The following is a 16,347-nucleotide window of genomic DNA, read 5'->3' on the forward strand; positions in this document are numbered from 1 at the left end:
CGCTGCGGCGGACGCATAGGGGGAGAACTGTTACCTATGTATCCGGTTCATTCTGTAACCCATCTATCGGCTGGACAGCTCTCATCGCGGCCTTCGCCAATCATCACCTTTGCAAGGGGAGCGCCGAGGTCGCGGCAACTCCCTTCTCCCTGTCACTATACGGGGAGAAGGTGCCGGTAGGCGGATGAGGGGCAGCGCCAATCTCTGAAGATAATCGTCAGACTTGCCCGACATCCACTCCTAAACCAGAACCAGCCCCTGCCGCATCGCGATCGCGATGGCGTCCGTACGATTGGCGGCACCTAGCTTGATCAGGATCGCGGCGACATGGAACTTCGCTGTGTGGACGGAGATGTTGAGCCGCCGCGCGATCACCTTGTTGGGCGCCCCTTCGGCCAGCAGCGCCAGCACTTCCGCCTCGCGCGGCGACAGCGCTGGCCGGGCGGCGGCGCCATCGTCGACCGTTTCCTCGCCGAACAACCCGCTATGGCTTCCATCCCCATTGGCCGCGTCACCGCGGTCGAAATCCTCATGCCTATCGGGCATCGAACGCCCTTCGCCGGACACCCGGTAGCCGGCGGCGGCCAGCCTGACGGCAGCGGCGATCAAAGCTGCATCCGTGGCCAACGGCAGCACCGCAAACACCTGGCCTTGCGGCCGGCCCGCGCGGTCCGAAAGCAGTACCCTTGGCGTCGTGATGCTGCCGACGCCGGCTCGATCGACAGAGGCCGCGCTGTTGGCGACGGCGTCATCGACGATGGCGACATCGGCGACCCCGCCGCCGGCCACGACCGGCAGCAGATCGTCGGCCATGGCAAGCGAAGCCGACAAGCGCTCGGCACGCACGGCATCGCGCAGTGCGATCAGCACCACGAGCTGGCGTTCGCCGCGCGCCACGTCAGGCCTTGTCAGCGTGTCGCTTTCCATCCGTCCTCTCAGCTCAGCGGCTTTTCGCCGATCGTCAGCACGACGTCGCGCTGTTCGCCGCCGCGCACGACACCCAGCTTCACCGAAGCACCGGCGCTGTCGGGCCCGAGCCGGCGGATCAGATCTCGCGGACCATGCACAGCCTCGCCGTTCCACGCCACGATGATGTCGCCGAGCGAGAGGCCAGCGGCCTTGGCCGGGCCATTGTCGTCGAGGCTCATCACCATTGCGCCACGCGCGTCGCGGTCGCGTACCGGATGCAGGCCGGCGCCGAGGTAACCACGTGCGACATGCCCCTTTTCGCGAAGCGTCGCCACCGCGCGTTCGATCGTCTCATAGGGCATGACCAGCGCGCGGCCACGCGGGCCGAACAGAAGCATGCCGATCAGCGCGCCCTTGGCGTCCAGCACCGGGCCACCCTCGAAGCGGCCGCCGGCACCGACAGCCAGGTTGATGCGCCGGTCGATGGTGCCGCCGCGCATCGAGCGCCAGGCCGGGCCGACTTCGCCGACCGAGCCCGATACGGCCAGCACCGCGCCCTGGCTGCTGCCGATGACTATGGCGATATTGCCTGGCCGAACGGGGCTGGCTCTATCGAGGACAGGCGCGCTGGCCGCATCCGCGGGCTTCAGCAGGGCGACGCCCGTCGAAGGATCGCGGCCGACCAGTTCGGCCTTCGCCGTCTCGCCGGAGGCCAGCGTCAGTTCGATCTCCTCGCCGGCCTCGACGGCTTCCTCGGCGGTGACGAAATAGCCGTCGCCCCAGTGGAAGGCGCTCGCCGTGCGGTGATGATGCGTGGCGAAGCTTGCCGTTCCCGGCGTCGCCTTGGCGGCGATATCGGCGATGGCATCGGAAAATGCATTCAGATTGAAGTCGCTCATGATGATCTCCTGGGTTTTCTCATGCCCCAGATATCGCTCGGCAGTACGCCAGGAGGTACTCGCCTGACGGCTAGTTGCAGGTTCGACTGGCCATCTGGTCAGGTCGCGGCGGTTCCGGCCGCTCCGCACATATAGTCACGATCAAGCCTGAAAACACGGAGCCTCCCATGGCCCTCGCCGCGCCAAAATTCCAACCGGACGAGACATTGCTCGACGCCTATTCGACGACGGTTGCCGAAGCGGTCGACCGCATCGGCCCGGCTGTCTGCCGCATCGAGCGCATCGGGGGGCCGGGCGGCCATGGCTCGGGCTTCGTCATCGCGCCCGACGGGCTGGTCGTCACCAATTTCCATGTCGTGGGTGACGCCAGGACGGTACGCGTCTCAATGCCGGACGGCGCCTCCAGCGAAGGCCGCGTGCTCGGCCGCGACCCCGACACCGACATCGCCCTGGTGCGCGCTGACGGCAGCTTCGCCGACGTGGCGCCGCTGGGCGATTCCAAGCGGCTGCGGCGCGGCCAGATCGCGATTGCCATCGGCAATCCGCTGGGCTTCGAATGGACCGTCACCTCGGGCGTCGTCTCGGCGCTCGGCCGCTCGATGCGGGCTTCGACCGGCAGGCTGATCGACGACGTCATCCAGACCGACGCCGCGCTCAACCCCGGCAATTCCGGTGGTCCGCTGGTCTCGTCGGCCGGCGAGGTTATCGGCGTCAACACCGCCATGATCCATGGCGCGCAAGGCATCGCCTTCGCCGTCGCCTCCAACACCGCGAACTTCGTCATTTCCGAGATCATCCGCTTCGGCCGCGTGCGCCGCGCCTTCATTGGCGTCTCCGCCGACACGGTAAACCTGCCGCGGCGCGCGGCTCTCTTGTCGCAGGTCTCGACCAGCACGGCGGTACGGCTGCGCAGCGTCGAGAAGGACGGCCCGGCGGCCAGGGCGGGTCTCAGGGAAGGCGACATCATCGCCGCAATCGCCGGCCGCCCGGTGACCGGCGTCGACGACCTCGTGCGCATGCTCGACGCCGAGCGCATCGGCCGCGAGACGCTGTGCACCGTGGTGCGCCGCACCGGCGTCAGCCAGGTGGCGGTGACGCCGGTGGCGCGGGCAAGTTGAGGCTGCCGTTCAAGCCCCCGTTGGCGCCTTCCGCATACTGCGCCAGGAATTCCTCGCTGGGCGGGGTCGGCTTGATGACGTCGATCAGCACGCCGTTGGGATCCCTGGTGATGAAGTGGCGCTGGCCGAAAGGCTCGTCACGCAGCGTTCGCAGGATAGGCAGGCCGGCAGCAAGGATCCGGTCATGGACCGCATCGGGATCACGGACCTCGAAATTGATCAGCAGCCCGGAAGTCCGCCCCCGCCCCTCCTCGGGGATCGTCTCGTGGTCGCCCTGAACGATGCCGAGATTGACGCGCTTGTTGTCCACCGACTGCAGATGCACGTACCAGTCGCTCTCAAACAACGGCCGGAAACCGAAATGCCTGACATAGAAGGCCGCCGTGCCGGCGACATCGCCGGTCATCAGCACCGGATAGTAGCTCGTCGTCTTCATCTTTCCTTCTCCCGTCAACTAACATACAGTCTGCATGTAAATTGAATTAACATACAGGCTGCATGTATGCAACAGGAATCCGCGCGTCGTTCCAACCGCGATCGCACAGAGACAACGCGCGCCGACCTGATCGCGGCGGCGCGCAAACTGTTCACGGAAAAATCCTATGCCGAGACCGGCACACCGGAGATCGTTGCCGCCGCTGGCGTGACGCGCGGCGCGCTCTACCACCATTTCGCCGACAAGCAGGCGCTTTTCGCCGCCGTGGTCGAACAGGAAGCCGCGGCGGTGGCGCGAGAGATTGACCGCGCCTCCCCGCCTTCGCTCAGCGCCCGCGATGCGCTGATTGCCGGTTCCGATGCCTATCTCACGGCCATGCGCGCGCCCGGCCGCACGAGGCTCTTGCTGCTCGACGGCCCCGCCGTGCTCGGCCGCACCGCCATGGACACGATCGACAACCGCCACAGCAACCGCTCGCTGCGCGAGGGTCTTGTCGCGGCGATGCGGACGCAGTCGATGAAAAGATTGCCGCTCGAAGCGCTGACCGCGCTGCTTGCCGCCGCCTTCGACCGCGCGGCGCTCGCCATCGAGGCCGGTGCGTCAGGCGAAGACTACCGTGCCGTGCTGACGGCGCTGATAGACGGACTGTCGCGCGCCTGAAGTGCCCCCGCGAATGTATCGTGCAGTCATCGCCCGGGTGCGGGGCGACGATGTCGCCATGCGTAAACTTGTCGCCGGCTGCCACTGCCCGACCAGGACATCACGATTGCCGCAAGCCGCGGCTAGTCCGTCCAGCGCCGGAACAATGCGCTGGCGTTCACGCCGCCAAAGCCGAAGCCATTGGAAATCGCGTAATCCATCTCCATCGGCCGGGCGTGGTTTGGGACGAAGTCGATCCCGTCGCTTGCCGGATCGGGGGCGCTCAGATTGAGGGTTGGCGGTGCGACCTGGTCCCTGAGCGCCAGGACCGTGAAGATCGCCCCAAGCCCGCCGGCGGCGCCAAGCAGGTGGCCGGTCGCCGACTTCGTTGCGCTGACGGCTATGCCGAAATCTTCTCCGAAGACCCTTTTGATCGCGGCGATTTCCCCCAAGTCGCCGACTGGCGTGGAGGTCGCGTGCGCGTTGAGGTGGCGGACCTCCCGTGCCGAAATACCGGCTTGGGCAATCGCGATCTCCATGGCCCGGCGCGCACCGTCGCCATCCTCGGGGCCGGAGGTGATGTGATAAGCGTCCGCCGTCGTGCCGTAGCCGGCCAGTTCGGCGAGCGGTTTGGCGCCGCGCGCAAGCGCGTGGCTCAATGCCTCGATGACCAGGATGCCGGCGCCTTCGCCCATGACGAAGCCGTCGCGCGACATGTCGAACGGGCGGGAGGCCTCCTCAGGACGATGATTGAAGGATGTAGAAAGAGAGCGTGCCGCGGCAAAGCCGCCGAGGCTGACCGTATTGATGCAGGCTTCCGTTCCGCCGCAGACCGCGATGTCGGCCTCGTTGGCGCGGATAAGACGCGCCGCATCGCCGATCGCCTGGATGCCGGCCGCGCAGGCCGTCACCGGCGCGCCGAGCGGACCCTTGAACCCATATCGGATCGAAATCTGTCCCGCCGCCATGTTCACCAGGAACGACGGCACGGTGAACGGTGAGAGACGCCGAACACCGCGCTGGTCGACGGTTCGCACAGCTTCGGTGATCGCGGGAAATCCTCCGACACCCGAAGCGATGATCGTCGCGGTGCGGGCCCTGTCATCGTCCGAGACCGGGTTCCACCTGGCCTTGGCAAGCGCCTCTCCCGCAGCCGCCAGCGCGAAGACAATGAAGCGGTCGGCCTTGCGCTGGTCCTTCGGCGCCAGGACGGTGTCTGGATCGAAGCCACCTTCGGGGTCTTCCAGCAAGGAAGGAACCATTCCGCCGACCTTCGCCGGCAGGTCCCCCACCATGTCGTCCGGAAGCTTTCCAAGCCCCGAACGACCGGCCAGCAGGCGCGACCATGACGCTTCGACATTGGCCGCGAGCGGCGTGACCGCTCCCATGCCCGTAACAACGATCCGTCGCATCTATTCTCCTATCACTTGGCCAGCGCGTGCGGCTTTCAAGCCGCGACGGCTTTGCGAACCTGAGCGGTGGCGGCACTCAGAAAAGCCTTCGCGAGATCGGGATCATTGACGGCGCGCGAGAGGACGACCGCGCCGACCATTGTCGAGAGAACGGCCATGGCTTTACCGCCGGGCGCATCGCCGTCCGCCTCGCCAACCCATGAGCCCAGCATCTCGAGGTATTCTCGGATGCCGGCCTCAAATGATGCCTTCACCTCGGCGCCTTGCCTGGCAGCATCCGAGCCAAGCGCAACCACCGGGCAGCCGTCCATCCTTTCCTCGCGATGCCCCGTGCTGAGATAGAAGTCGATCACGGCGCCAAGCGGATCCTCAGGGCTCGCCGCGGCCGCCGCCGACCATCGGTTCGCAGCGCTTTCCAATGCCCGTCTGGACGCCTGCGCGACCAAGTCGTCCTTGGACGCGAACTGCTTGTAGAACCCGCCTTGGGTCAGCCCGGCGCCCTCCATCAGATCCTTGACGCCGATGCCATCGAATCCGCGCTCCCGAAAAAGCCGGCTCGCTACATCGATCACGGTTTGCCGGTTCTGCTCAGCTTGGCTGCGAGTCACACGCATCATTCGTCTCCTTTTTTGATTGCGTTCATAATCTATATCAGTTATAGAGTACGAATGCAATCTATTTTCACAGAAGGCGATGGGCATGAAAAAGAAACTCATTATTGGGCTGGGGAGCGTTCTGGTCGCGGGGCTTGGGGTGGCTGCATTCGTCACGCTTCCCATTCGCACACAGGCAGCCGCCGTCGTGGCTGACCCGAGGCAGGAAGCACCGATCGTCAGACTCGTGACGGCAGTGGCGGTGACAGGATCCGAACGCGGCTTCACGGGTACAATTGCCGCGAGGGTGCAGAGCAATCTTGGGTTTCGCGTACCCGGCAAGATCATCGAGCGCCTTGTAAATGTCGGCGAACAGGTCAAGGCGGGCCAACCGCTGCTGCGGATCGATGATACCGATCTTGCCCTTGCCCTCACCGCCAAGCGCAACGCTGTCGCGGCTGCGCGCGCTGTCCTGGTTCAGACCAGTGCGGACGAGAAGCGCTATGCGGTTCTGGTCAAGAAGGAGTTGGCCGCAACCCCGCAGCGTTACGAGCAGGCGAAGGCAGCACTCGATACCGCGACTGCACAGCTTGCCGCCACCGAAGCGGAAGCGAAGGTCGCGGAAAACGAGGCGGCCTATTCCGTCCTGGACGCGAACGCCGACGGAACCGTCGTCGAAACGCTTGGCGAGCCAGGACAGGTTGTCGCCGCGGGACAGACCGTGGTTCGGATCGCGAACGCCGGCCCCCGTGAGGCGGTGGTCACGCTTCCCGAAACGATCCGGCCGGCGATCGGCTCGGTAGCCGAGGCGGGCTTGTATGGAGGCGATGGGCGGCATTTTACGGCGCATCTCCGGCAGTTGTCGGACGCTGCCGATCCCCAGACTCGTACCTATGAGGCCCGTTATGTGCTCGATGGTGAGGCCGCGGCAGCACCGCTTGGCGCGACGGTAACCATCCGGCTTGCAAGCCAGGCAAGTCAAACGGAAGTCCAGGTGCCGCTCGGAGCCGTGCTGGACGACGGTCAGAAGACCGGCGTTTGGAGTTTGGACGGCGCAACCTCGACCGTACACTTTCGGCCCGTCAAGCTTGTTCGTGTAACCAGCGAAACCGCCGTGATCTCCGGGCTGAGCTCGGGCGATTCGATCGTTTCGCTCGGTGCTCATCTCCTGCAGGAAGGCGCTCGCGTCAGGACTGCCTCTGAAAACAGGAGCAACTGATGAGCCTCAATTTTTCCGCGATCGCCGTTCGCGAGCGAGCCGTCACCCTTTTCTTCATCATTCTGCTCGTCGCCGCCGGCGCCTACGCTTTCCTCATGCTTGGACGTGCGGAGGATCCCAACTTCACCATCAAGACCCTGACGGTCACGACCGTATGGCCGGGCGCGACGGCGCGCGAGATGCAGGACCTCGTCGCCGAACCGTTGGAGAAGCGACTTCAGGAGTTGACCTGGTACGACCGTGTGGAGACGACGACACGGCCAGGCTATGCCTATTTGACGGTCACACTGAAGGACAGCACACCGCCATCCAGCGTGCAGGAGGAATTTTACCAGGCCCGCAAGAAGCTCGGGGATGAAGCCCGCAACCTGCCGCCCGGCGTGCTCGGCCCCTTTGTCAACGACGAATATTCCGATGTGAGTTTCGCTCTTTACGCCCTTAAGGCGAAGGGCTTGCCCATGCGGGAACTCGCCAGGCAGGCCGAGACCATTCGCCAGGACCTTCTGCATGTGCCCGGCGTCAAGAAGATCAACATCCTCGGCGAACGTCCCGAACAGATATTCGTCGAGTTTTCCTATGCCAAGCTGGCAACCCTCGGCGTGTCGGCGCAGGATATCGTCGCTGCCCTGCAGCGGCAGAACACCGTCACACCGGCGGGCTCGATCGACACAGAGGGGCCGCAGGTCTTCATCCGCGTCGACGGCGCCTATGACAGTGTCCAGACGATCGCCGACACGCCGATCGTCGCCGCGGGACGGACGTTGAAGCTCTCCGACATCGCCGTGATCCGGCGCGGCTACGAGGATCCTGCCACCTACGTCATCCGTCACCAGGGTGAGCCGACCATCATGCTCGCGGCGGTGATGCAGGAGGGCTGGAATGGTCTTGAACTCGGCAAGGCACTGGAGGAGAGGTCAGCAGCGATCGCACAGACGCTGCCTCTCGGAATGACGCTGGCCAAAGTGAGCGATCAGGCCGTCAACATCGGCTCGTCGGTCAACGAGTTCATGATCAAATTCGCGATGGCGCTTGGCGTGGTGCTGCTGGTGAGCCTGCTCAGCCTCGGCTGGCGCGTCGGCATCGTCGTGGCGGCCGCCGTCCCGCTGACGCTCGCCGTCGTGTTTCTCATCATGCTGGAAACCGGCCGGTTCTTCGACCGCATCACGCTCGGTGCCCTCATCCTGGCGCTGGGCCTCCTCGTCGACGACGCCATCATCGCCATCGAGGTGATGGTGGTGAAAATGGAAGAGGGCATGGATCGCATCAAGGCGGCGGCCTATGCATGGAGCCACACCGCGGCGCCGATGCTGTCGGGCACGCTGGTGACGATCGCGGGGTTCCTGCCGGTGGGCTTCGCGCGCTCGACGGCCGGCGAATACGCCGGCAACATCTTCTGGGTCGTGGGGTTCGCCCTCATCGTCTCCTGGGTCGTCGCGGTTTTCTTCACCCCTTATATGGGCGTCAAGATGCTGCCCGCGATCAAACCGGTCGAAGGCGGCGTTCACGCCATATACGACACACCGAACTATCGGCGCCTCCGCCGGCTCATCACCTTTGCCGTGCGCCACAAGTTCGTGACCTGCGCTGCCGTCGGCATCGTCTTCGCGCTTTCGGTTGTCGGCATGAGCGGTCTCAAGCAGCAGTTCTTCCCGACATCCGACCGTCCCGAAGTGCTGGTCGAGGTTCGCCTGCCGGAGGGCACCAGCATCGAGACGACGACCGCCACGGTCGAGAAACTGGAACACTGGCTTGGCGGCCAGCCCGAGGCCAAGATCGTCACGAGCTATGTCGGTCAGGGCGCTCCCCGCTTCTTCTTCGCCATGGCGCCCGAATTGCCTGATCCCGCCTTCGCCAAGATCGTCGTCCTGACACCGGACGCGGACGCGCGCGAGGCCTTGAAGCACAGGCTCCGTGAAGCGGTTGCGACAGGGCTTGCCCCTGAAGCGAACATCCGCGTTACGCAACTCGTGTTCGGACCTTACACGCCGTTCCCGGTCGAGTTCCGGGTCATGGGGCCAGACCCGCGGCAATTGTACATCATCTCCGAAAAAGCTCTCGACATCATGCGCGGCGTACCGGACGTGCGGCAGGCCAATCGCGACTGGGGCAATCGCACGCCGGTACTGCGCTTCATCCCGGATCAGGACCGATTGAACCTTATCGGCCTGTCGCCGGCGGAAGTGGCCCAGCAGCTCCAGTTCCTCCTCACCGGCATCCCGGTCACGCAGGTCCGCGAGGACATCCGCAACGTCCCCATCGTGGCCCGCAGCGCCGGCGGCGAGCGACTGGATCCATCGCGTCTGGCGGATTTCTCGCTGATGAGCCGGGAGGGCCGCCAGATTCCACTCGACCAGATCGGTCACTCCGAAGTTCGTCTGGAAGAACCGATCCTGAAACGCCGCGATCGCACACCCGTCATCACGATCCGCTCGGACATCAATGAGGCGACCCAGCCTCCAGAGGTTTCCAAGCAGATCATGACGGCCCTTCAGCCGCTGATTCAATCCCTGCCTGCCGGCTATCGCATCGAAATGGGTGGATCGATCGAGGAGGCAACCAAGGCCAACACAGCGCTGGGCAAGGTCTTTCCGGCCATGCTCGCCGCCATGCTGATCGTCATCATACTGCAGGTGCGATCCTTCTCGACGATGGCGATGGTCATGCTGACGGCACCTCTCGGTCTCGTTGGCGTCGTACCGATGTTGCTGGCCTTCAACCAGCCTTTCGGATTCAACGCCATCCTGGGCCTGATAGGCCTGGCGGGTATCCTGATGCGCAATACGCTGATCCTGACCGAACAGATCAAGGAGAACCGTGCCGCCGGTCTTGACGACTATCAGGCGGTCATCGAGGCCACGGTGCAACGCACAAGGCCGGTGATCCTGACCGCACTTGCCGCCGTTCTGGCTTTCATCCCCCTCACGCACTCCGTCTTCTGGGGATCGATGGCGTTCACGCTGATCGGCGGCACGGCTGCCGGCACGGTGCTGATCCTGCTGTTCCTCCCTGCACTCTACGTCGCGTGGTTCCGGATCAAGCCGGCCACGGATGACCAGGAGAATTCAACGGAGGAACCGGAAGTGCCGGCAGCAATGGCGGCCGAGTAGGGCTCCGTTGTCGCAGGAGACGGTTCGAATTCTTGCCCGTTGGCTCTGCCTGGACACAGGCCAACGGCACGAACTTGCCGCTTACAGAGGATCGTCCCACGCGAGTCCGGCCGGTTCGCTTCATCAATTCTGGAGACATGCATGAACCGTCCAGTTCGAACACGAACTGATCCCGACGAGATGCGCGCGCGCATCCTGGCTGTGGCGGACGAGCAGTTTCGCCGCCTCGGCACCCATAAGACATCGGTGGCTGATATCGCCTCCGAACTCGGCATGAGCACGGCAAACGTCTATCGTTTCTTCCCCTCCAAGGGTGCGATCATCGAGTCCGTCTGCGGGCGGGTCGTCAACGAGGTCGCCGGGATCGCCTCTGCGATCGCATGCACGAGCGCGCCGGCCCCGGAGAAACTCGACCAACTCCTGACCGCGATGCACCATCACAGCAAGACCACACTGGTCAAGGAAAGGCGCATGCACGAGATGATTGTCGCCGCCATGCAAAACAACTGCGCGATCATCAAGGCGCATACCGAGCGGGTGGTAACGATCCTCGAAGCGATTATCCGCGAGGGCATCCAAACACGGGAATTCAGGGTCGAAGATCCAGTGGAAGCAGCGCGCGCGGTCAAGACCGCCTTCACGCCGTTTTTCCACCCGATTCTGATCGAGCACCGCCTTCGACACGGCGAAGATGACGAAGCTGGCCTGCGCGAGCAGATTCGCTTTATCCTGAAAGGTCTGGGAAAGTCCGACTGAGGCGCGTGCCGTTGGTCCGGCAGGGCTTAGCGATGGGAGGAGACCAGAAGATGGAGGTCGACACATTGGTTTCGCGACGACCAGCAAAGTGGAAGGACATTATCGCGACCGGCTGTGAAGCGTGGAGTTCCCCAACAGTCTCCGAAAGGCAGGTGATCGTGTCCTTGTACGCAGCGGAGAATGCAATGGCGAGGCAACCGAAACCGTCCAATCCCGTTATGGCTGGCTCACCCACCTTGCGGGCTCACATTTGGGATGGACACATGAAAAGGACCTATGAAAAACCGACACTGCGCAAATGCGGAAAATTGACCGCCCGTACGGCGCAGCTCGTGGTTTCCGGGGTGACGCAGATCGAATGATTTTCGGCTGAGTTCCAGGATTCAGCCGCCGGCGTTCGCATCACCGTCGGTGTCCGGCTCCTCTTCGGGCACCTCGCCCGGCTCGAACTCGTTGAAGCAGCCGAGCCCGCGCTTGAACCGGTCGATCAACCAGGCCGCCGCCGGCTTTGGACTGCGATCGTTGCGGTGCATGGCAAACAGGGGCGAACTCACTTCCTTGTAGGGTTCGAGGTCGAGTTCCACCAGGCGGCCGCTGGCCAGGTCGTCGGCGATCAGCCAGCGCGGCAGCCCGCCCCAGCCGAGCCCCTCGCGCATCAGTATGTGCTTGGTGCGCATGTCGGTCAGTCGCCACGTGCGGTAGGCGAAGACGCCGTAATCGCGTCCCTTGGTGCGCTCGGACTGGTCGATCACGACAAGCTGCGTATGCTCGCGCACATCCTCGAGCGCCACCGGCTTCGGCAGCAGGGCCAGCGGATGATTGGGCGCTGCCGCCGGCACCAGCGACATGAAGCCGATGCGCACGAGATGCACGTCGACATCGCCTAGCAGGCCGCCAATGCCGAGATCGGCCTGTCCGCTGACGACAAGATCGGGGATGAGACCGAGCGTGCCGATATACAGGCGCAGCATCACGGTCGGAAACCGCGCCTCGAATGCCTTGAGCACCCGCACCAGCACGGGGGAAGGCAATGATACGTCCACCGCCAGCGCCACCTCGGCCTCCAGCCCGTGATGGTGCCCGTCGACGCGCGAGCGCATGCGCTGCAGCACGCCAATCATGCGCCGCGCGTCTTCCAGCATCGCCCGGCCGATCTCGGTCAGTTGCGGCTCGCGCGTGCCCTCGCGCTCGAAAAGCTTCAGCCCGAGCTGCGCCTCGAGATTGGCGATACCGTAGCTGATGACGGATTGCGCGCGGTTGAGCTTGCGGCCGGCTGCCGAGAAACTGCCGGTATCGGCAACGGCGACAAGGATTTGGAGCTGGTCGAGGGTCGGGTTGGGCTGCATCGTTGTATCTACTTTATGGATGGATCGTATCGAAAATATACCAGTTTATCTGATTGGTCGATGCCCCATATATGGCGGGACAATTCATCCCACTGGAGAGACCCGCTATGTCCATTCTTCTCGTCACCTCGAGCCCGCGCGGCGCTGCCTCGCACTCGACCCGCATCGCCACCGAGTTCGCCCAGAAGCTTCTCGCCGCTGACCCGTCGAACACGCTGGTCGTGCGCGACCTCGTCGCCAACCCGCTGCCGCATATCGATGCCGACTATGCGACCGGCATCTACACGCCGGCCGATGCCCGCACCCCGCGCCAGGCCGAAGTGGTCGGCGTTTCCGATGTCGTGCTTGACGAGCTGTTCGCCGCCGACACGGTGATCCTGGCCACCGGCTTCATCAACTTCAACATCTCCTCGACGTTGAAGTCCTGGGTCGATCACGTCGCCCGCTCCGGCAAGAGCTTTGCCTATGGCGAGAACGGCCCCAAGGGTCTCGTCACCGGCAAGAAGGTCTACATCGTGCTGGCCTCCGGCGGCATCTATTCCGAAGGTGCGGCCGTGCAGTTCGATCACGCCGTCCCCTACCTGCGCAGCGTGCTCGGTTTTATCGGCATGACCGATGTCGACGTCATCCGCATCGAGGGCGTCTCCAAGGGACCTGACGCGGTGGATGCCGCGCTCGCCAAGGCTACGGCCACGGTCGATGCATTGGTTGCCGCCAGCCGTGATGTCGCGGCTGCAGCGTAAGACTCTCGGTCCATGGTTTGTCAAAGGCAGGCGTTCGCGCCTGCTTTTTTCGTTCTAGCCGATCAGATGCCTCAACAGGCTGGCCGAAGCGACCCCGATCAGCACGGTTGGCAGCATGGAAAGCCGTGTCGCGGCGACCAAGGTGATGGCCAATGCCGCGAGATCGGCGGGATTGCGCGACACGAAGGCCGGCGCGATGACAGAGATCAGCACGCAGCCGGGTGCTGCCTCCATCACCGCCGTGGCGCGGGGACTGAGCACGCGGTTGCGCAGCACGACATAGCCGCCGATCCGCGTCAGATAGGTGACGCCGGCCATCAGCACGATGGTGAGAAGGGTCGCTGCGTCGATCATGCATCACCCGCCATCAGCCAGGCCGCGGCCAGCCCCGACACCGCGCCCGCCGCGACATACCAGGCGCCGGGAACGAAGAGATAGACCAGCGCCGCGACGGCCAGGCTGACAAGCCAGGGCCGCGCCGCCGCGACGCCCTTCCACATGCCGCGCATCAGCACCAGGAAGACGGCCGGAAACGCCATGTCGAAACCGTAGGTCTCGACATGGCCCAGCATCGGGCCGAGCAAGGCGCCCAGCGTGGTGAAGGCTACCCAGGTCAGATACATCGCCAGCGCGGCACCCATGTAATAGCGCGGGCTGAAGGCCGGTGCGACACCGGCGGCGGCGCGCTGTTTGGCGTCGGCCAGGCCCAGCGCCCAGCTTTCGTCGCATAGGAAGAACAGCGCCGGAAACACCTTGCGCCGCGGCAGGTCGCGCAGGAACGGCGCGAGCGCCGCTCCCATCAACAGATGGCGGCTGTTGACCAGGAAGGTGATGGCGACGATGAGCAGGATGTGCGGCGGCGACGTCCACAGCTGGACCGCCGCGAATTCCGAGCCGCCGGCGAAGTTCAGCCCCGTCATCATGGACAACTCGACCGTGCTCAGCCCTTTCTGCACGGCCTGGGCGCCAAGCACCAGCGCATAGGGGATGGTGCCGAGCAGCACCGGCGCGCAGGATGCCACGCCACGGCGAAACTCCGATCCCGAACCATTGCCGACCGTCTCGACTGCCTGTGAAATGCTCATACCCTGCCATTGGGCGGCCCCACAGCCGCCCTGCCCTGCGTTTGAAAATCCCGTGATGTCAGGGGCAAAACATACCTACAGCTCTCCGCAATTTGGTTGCGAAGATTGTTGTCTTTCGTCAGATTTTGGCATTCACTGTTGCGAAGCCGCAGGAAAATGGAATTCAACGCCATGAAGCTCGACGACATCGACAAACGCATCCTGCGGGCGTTGCAGCGAGACGGCCGCATGGCCAACAATGATCTGGCCAATGAGGTCGGCCTGTCGCCCTCGCCTTGCCTGCGGCGCGTCAAGCTCCTGGAGGAAGCCGGTATCATCGACCGCTATGTCGCCGTGATCAATCCGGCCAGCATCGGCAAGGGCCTCACCTTCTTCACCCGCATCTGGCTGAAGGCACAGGACGAGGACACGATCGAACATTTCGCCACCGAGGTCGCCAAGCTGCCGCAAGTGATGGAGTGCTATCTCATGCTCGGCGACTGCGACGCCATGGTGCGTGTCGTGGCCGCCGGCATCGATGACTACCGGCGCTTCCAGTCGGAGCATCTCAGCCGCATCAAGGGCGTGCAGAACGTCAAGACCGACGTACCGAGCCAGACGATCAAATACACATCGGAACTGCCGATCTAGGACAAGCCAGCGCAAATCCAAGGGTCTGTATCCGTCAAAGCCCTAACGTCCAGACTGGATAAAAAATGCAACCGGATTGTAGGATGGGCGCTGGTGCCGGCGTCCTTCGGACGCAAGGGCACGGCGAAGCTGGACCGTGCCACCACAAGACCGCGTTCCGGCATGGGAGAAAACCATGAACCATTCCTACCGTTGGGTCATCGTCGCGGCTGGCGCGCTGATGTCCTGTGTCGCCATCGGCACGATGTTTTCGCTGGCGATCTTTCTCGAACCCATGGCGCTCGATACCAATTGGTCGCGCGCGGGCATTTCGAGCGCCATGACACTCAATTTCCTGGTGATGGGCCTTGGCGGTTTCGCCTGGGGTGCCCTGTCCGACCGGTTCGGCGCCCGTATCGTCGTCACGATCGGCGCCGTGCTGCTCGGGCTGGCATTGGTGCTGGCAAGCCGCGCCGGTTCGCTTCTCACCTTCCAGATCACCTATGGCGTGCTCGTCGGGCTCGCGGCCAGCGCCTTCTTCGCGCCGATGATCGCGCTGACGTCAGGCTGGTTCGACACCAATCGCGGACTGGCCGTATCGCTGGTCTCGGCCGGCATGGGCGTGGCGCCGATGACGATCTCGCCGCTCGCCCGCTGGCTGATCTCCGCCTACGAATGGCGTAGCGCCATGTTCGACATCGGCATTCTGGCCTGGGTGCTTCTGCTGCCCGCCGTGCTTCTGGTGCGCCAGCCGCCGAAGCCTGTCGCCTCGGGTGCCGCCGCATCACGAGCCGCCGAAGGCGCCGGCCTCACGGTCGGCCAGGCGCTGCGCTCGCCGCAATTCATCGTGCTGGGGCTGACCTTCTTCGCCTGCTGCGCGGCTCATTCCGGCCCGATCTTCCACATGGTCAGCTACGCCATGCTGTGCGGCGTCGCCCCGATGGCCGCTGTCTCGATCTACAGTGTCGAGGGTCTGGCAGGCCTCGGCGGCAGGCTGCTCTACGGCGTGCTGGCCGACCGGCTCGGGGTGAAGCCGGTGCTTATCGCCGGGCTGGCGATCCAGGCGATCGTCATTGCCGCCTATCTCTCGATCAGCCAGCTCGACCAGTTCTATATGCTGGCCGTCATCTTTGGCGCCACCTATGGCGGCGTCATGCCGCTCTACGCGGTGCTGGCGCGCGAATATTTCGGCCAGCGCATCCTCGGCACCGTATTCGGCGCCGCCACCATGCTCTCCAGCCTCGGCATGGCGCTAGGGCCGCTTGCCGGCGGCATGATCTTCGACGCCTATGCCAGCTACCATTGGCTGTTCATCGGCTCGGCGCTTATCGGCCTGGGTGCCGCGGGCATAGCGATCGCCTTCCCGCCGCTGCCACGCAGGGCGTTGCAGACGGCATAGGCATCGCCGCACTGCAATCGTCGCCAGAGGGCAGACGGGCTTGACGGGCCAATGGCCGGTCAAGCCATGCTACCTCG

The 16,347-nt window shown here is 64.4% G+C and carries 16 protein-coding genes; 8 read left to right on the forward strand and 8 right to left on the reverse strand.

Annotated elements, in window-relative coordinates:
• Window positions 1-240 precede the first annotated feature (240 nt).
• Both LB516_RS28055 and LB516_RS28060 read right to left on the reverse strand, forming a co-directional pair.
• Window positions 241-927 carry a response regulator transcription factor gene (locus LB516_RS28055; RefSeq protein ID WP_224720769.1) on the reverse strand — a complete coding sequence of 229 codons (687 nt, stop codon included), beginning with the start codon at window positions 925-927 and terminating at the stop codon, window positions 241-243.
• Between the two features lie 8 nt (window positions 928-935).
• Entirely contained in the window at window positions 936-1,808 is an 873-nt protein-coding gene (locus LB516_RS28060; protein WP_224720770.1) for a S1C family serine protease, read from the reverse strand.
• 167 nt (window positions 1,809-1,975) lie between these two features.
• Between LB516_RS28060 and LB516_RS28065 the strand changes: the two genes are divergently transcribed.
• Window positions 1,976-2,926, forward strand: coding sequence for a S1C family serine protease (locus LB516_RS28065; protein ID WP_224720771.1), 951 nt, complete (start codon window positions 1,976-1,978; stop codon window positions 2,924-2,926).
• Here LB516_RS28065 and LB516_RS28070 read toward each other — a convergent pair.
• On the reverse strand, window positions 2,886-3,362 hold the full coding sequence (locus tag LB516_RS28070) for a VOC family protein (protein ID WP_224720772.1): 477 nt from the start codon (window positions 3,360-3,362) through the stop codon (window positions 2,886-2,888). The genes LB516_RS28065 and LB516_RS28070 overlap by 41 nt on opposite strands.
• Window positions 3,363-3,428: 66 nt before the next feature.
• Between LB516_RS28070 and LB516_RS28075 the strand changes: the two genes are divergently transcribed.
• Window positions 3,429-4,022: a TetR/AcrR family transcriptional regulator gene (locus tag LB516_RS28075; protein WP_140713818.1), complete on the forward strand. Its 594-nt coding sequence runs from the start codon at window positions 3,429-3,431 to the stop codon at window positions 4,020-4,022.
• 122 nt (window positions 4,023-4,144) lie between these two features.
• Here LB516_RS28075 and fabF read toward each other — a convergent pair whose 3' ends face one another.
• Entirely contained in the window at window positions 4,145-5,413 is a 1,269-nt protein-coding gene (gene fabF / locus LB516_RS28080) for a beta-ketoacyl-ACP synthase II (RefSeq protein WP_140713816.1), read from the reverse strand.
• A gap of 35 nt (window positions 5,414-5,448) precedes the next feature.
• Window positions 5,449-6,027: a TetR/AcrR family transcriptional regulator gene (locus tag LB516_RS28085; protein WP_140713929.1), complete on the reverse strand. Its 579-nt coding sequence runs from the start codon at window positions 6,025-6,027 to the stop codon at window positions 5,449-5,451.
• Between the two features lie 85 nt (window positions 6,028-6,112).
• On the opposite strand from LB516_RS28085, the gene LB516_RS28090 reads away from it, so the two are divergent.
• The 3 genes from LB516_RS28090 (at window position 6,113) to LB516_RS28100 (ending at window position 11,088) form a co-directional block, all read left to right on the forward strand.
• Window positions 6,113-7,225 (forward strand): efflux RND transporter periplasmic adaptor subunit, encoded by a 1,113-nt coding sequence (locus tag LB516_RS28090; RefSeq protein ID WP_140713814.1) that lies wholly within the window; start codon window positions 6,113-6,115, stop codon window positions 7,223-7,225.
• A complete protein-coding gene (locus tag LB516_RS28095) occupies window positions 7,225-10,332 on the forward strand; it encodes an efflux RND transporter permease subunit (RefSeq protein ID WP_224720773.1) in 3,108 nt (1,035 codons plus the stop codon). Before LB516_RS28090 ends, LB516_RS28095 begins: the two co-directional genes overlap by 1 nt.
• A 141-nt stretch (window positions 10,333-10,473) precedes the next feature.
• Window positions 10,474-11,088 carry a TetR/AcrR family transcriptional regulator gene (locus LB516_RS28100; protein WP_140713810.1) on the forward strand — a complete coding sequence of 205 codons (615 nt, stop codon included), beginning with the start codon at window positions 10,474-10,476 and terminating at the stop codon, window positions 11,086-11,088.
• Between the two features lie 383 nt (window positions 11,089-11,471).
• Here LB516_RS28100 and LB516_RS28105 read toward each other — a convergent pair whose 3' ends face one another.
• Window positions 11,472-12,434, reverse strand: coding sequence for a LysR family transcriptional regulator (locus LB516_RS28105; protein WP_015316232.1), 963 nt, complete (start codon window positions 12,432-12,434; stop codon window positions 11,472-11,474).
• A 107-nt stretch (window positions 12,435-12,541) separates the two neighbouring features.
• Here LB516_RS28105 and LB516_RS28110 point away from each other — a divergent pair, with 107 nt between their 5' ends.
• The gene (locus tag LB516_RS28110; RefSeq protein WP_015316231.1) at window positions 12,542-13,177 is read left to right on the forward strand and encodes an FMN-dependent NADH-azoreductase; all 636 of its coding nucleotides are present in this window, start codon (window positions 12,542-12,544) and stop codon (window positions 13,175-13,177) included.
• A 54-nt stretch (window positions 13,178-13,231) separates the two neighbouring features.
• On the opposite strand, the gene LB516_RS28115 is transcribed toward LB516_RS28110, so the two are convergent.
• Entirely contained in the window at window positions 13,232-13,531 is a 300-nt protein-coding gene (locus LB516_RS28115) for an AzlD family protein (RefSeq protein WP_015316230.1), read from the reverse strand.
• Window positions 13,528-14,262, reverse strand: a complete 735-nt coding sequence (locus LB516_RS28120; protein ID WP_140713806.1) for an AzlC family ABC transporter permease — start codon at window positions 14,260-14,262, stop codon at window positions 13,528-13,530. Before LB516_RS28120 ends, LB516_RS28115 begins: the two co-directional genes overlap by 4 nt.
• A gap of 171 nt (window positions 14,263-14,433) precedes the next feature.
• Between LB516_RS28120 and LB516_RS28125 the strand changes: the two genes are divergently transcribed.
• Window positions 14,434-14,892 carry an Lrp/AsnC family transcriptional regulator gene (locus LB516_RS28125; protein WP_015316228.1) on the forward strand — a complete coding sequence of 153 codons (459 nt, stop codon included), beginning with the start codon at window positions 14,434-14,436 and terminating at the stop codon, window positions 14,890-14,892.
• Between the two features lie 175 nt (window positions 14,893-15,067).
• Window positions 15,068-16,270 (forward strand): MFS transporter, encoded by a 1,203-nt coding sequence (locus LB516_RS28130; protein ID WP_015316227.1) that lies wholly within the window; start codon window positions 15,068-15,070, stop codon window positions 16,268-16,270.
• The last annotated feature ends 77 nt before the right edge of the window (window positions 16,271-16,347 follow it).

This window comes from Mesorhizobium sp. CO1-1-7, from assembly GCF_020164885.1.
Taxonomy (GTDB): Bacteria; Pseudomonadota; Alphaproteobacteria; order Rhizobiales; family Rhizobiaceae; genus Mesorhizobium; species Mesorhizobium australicum.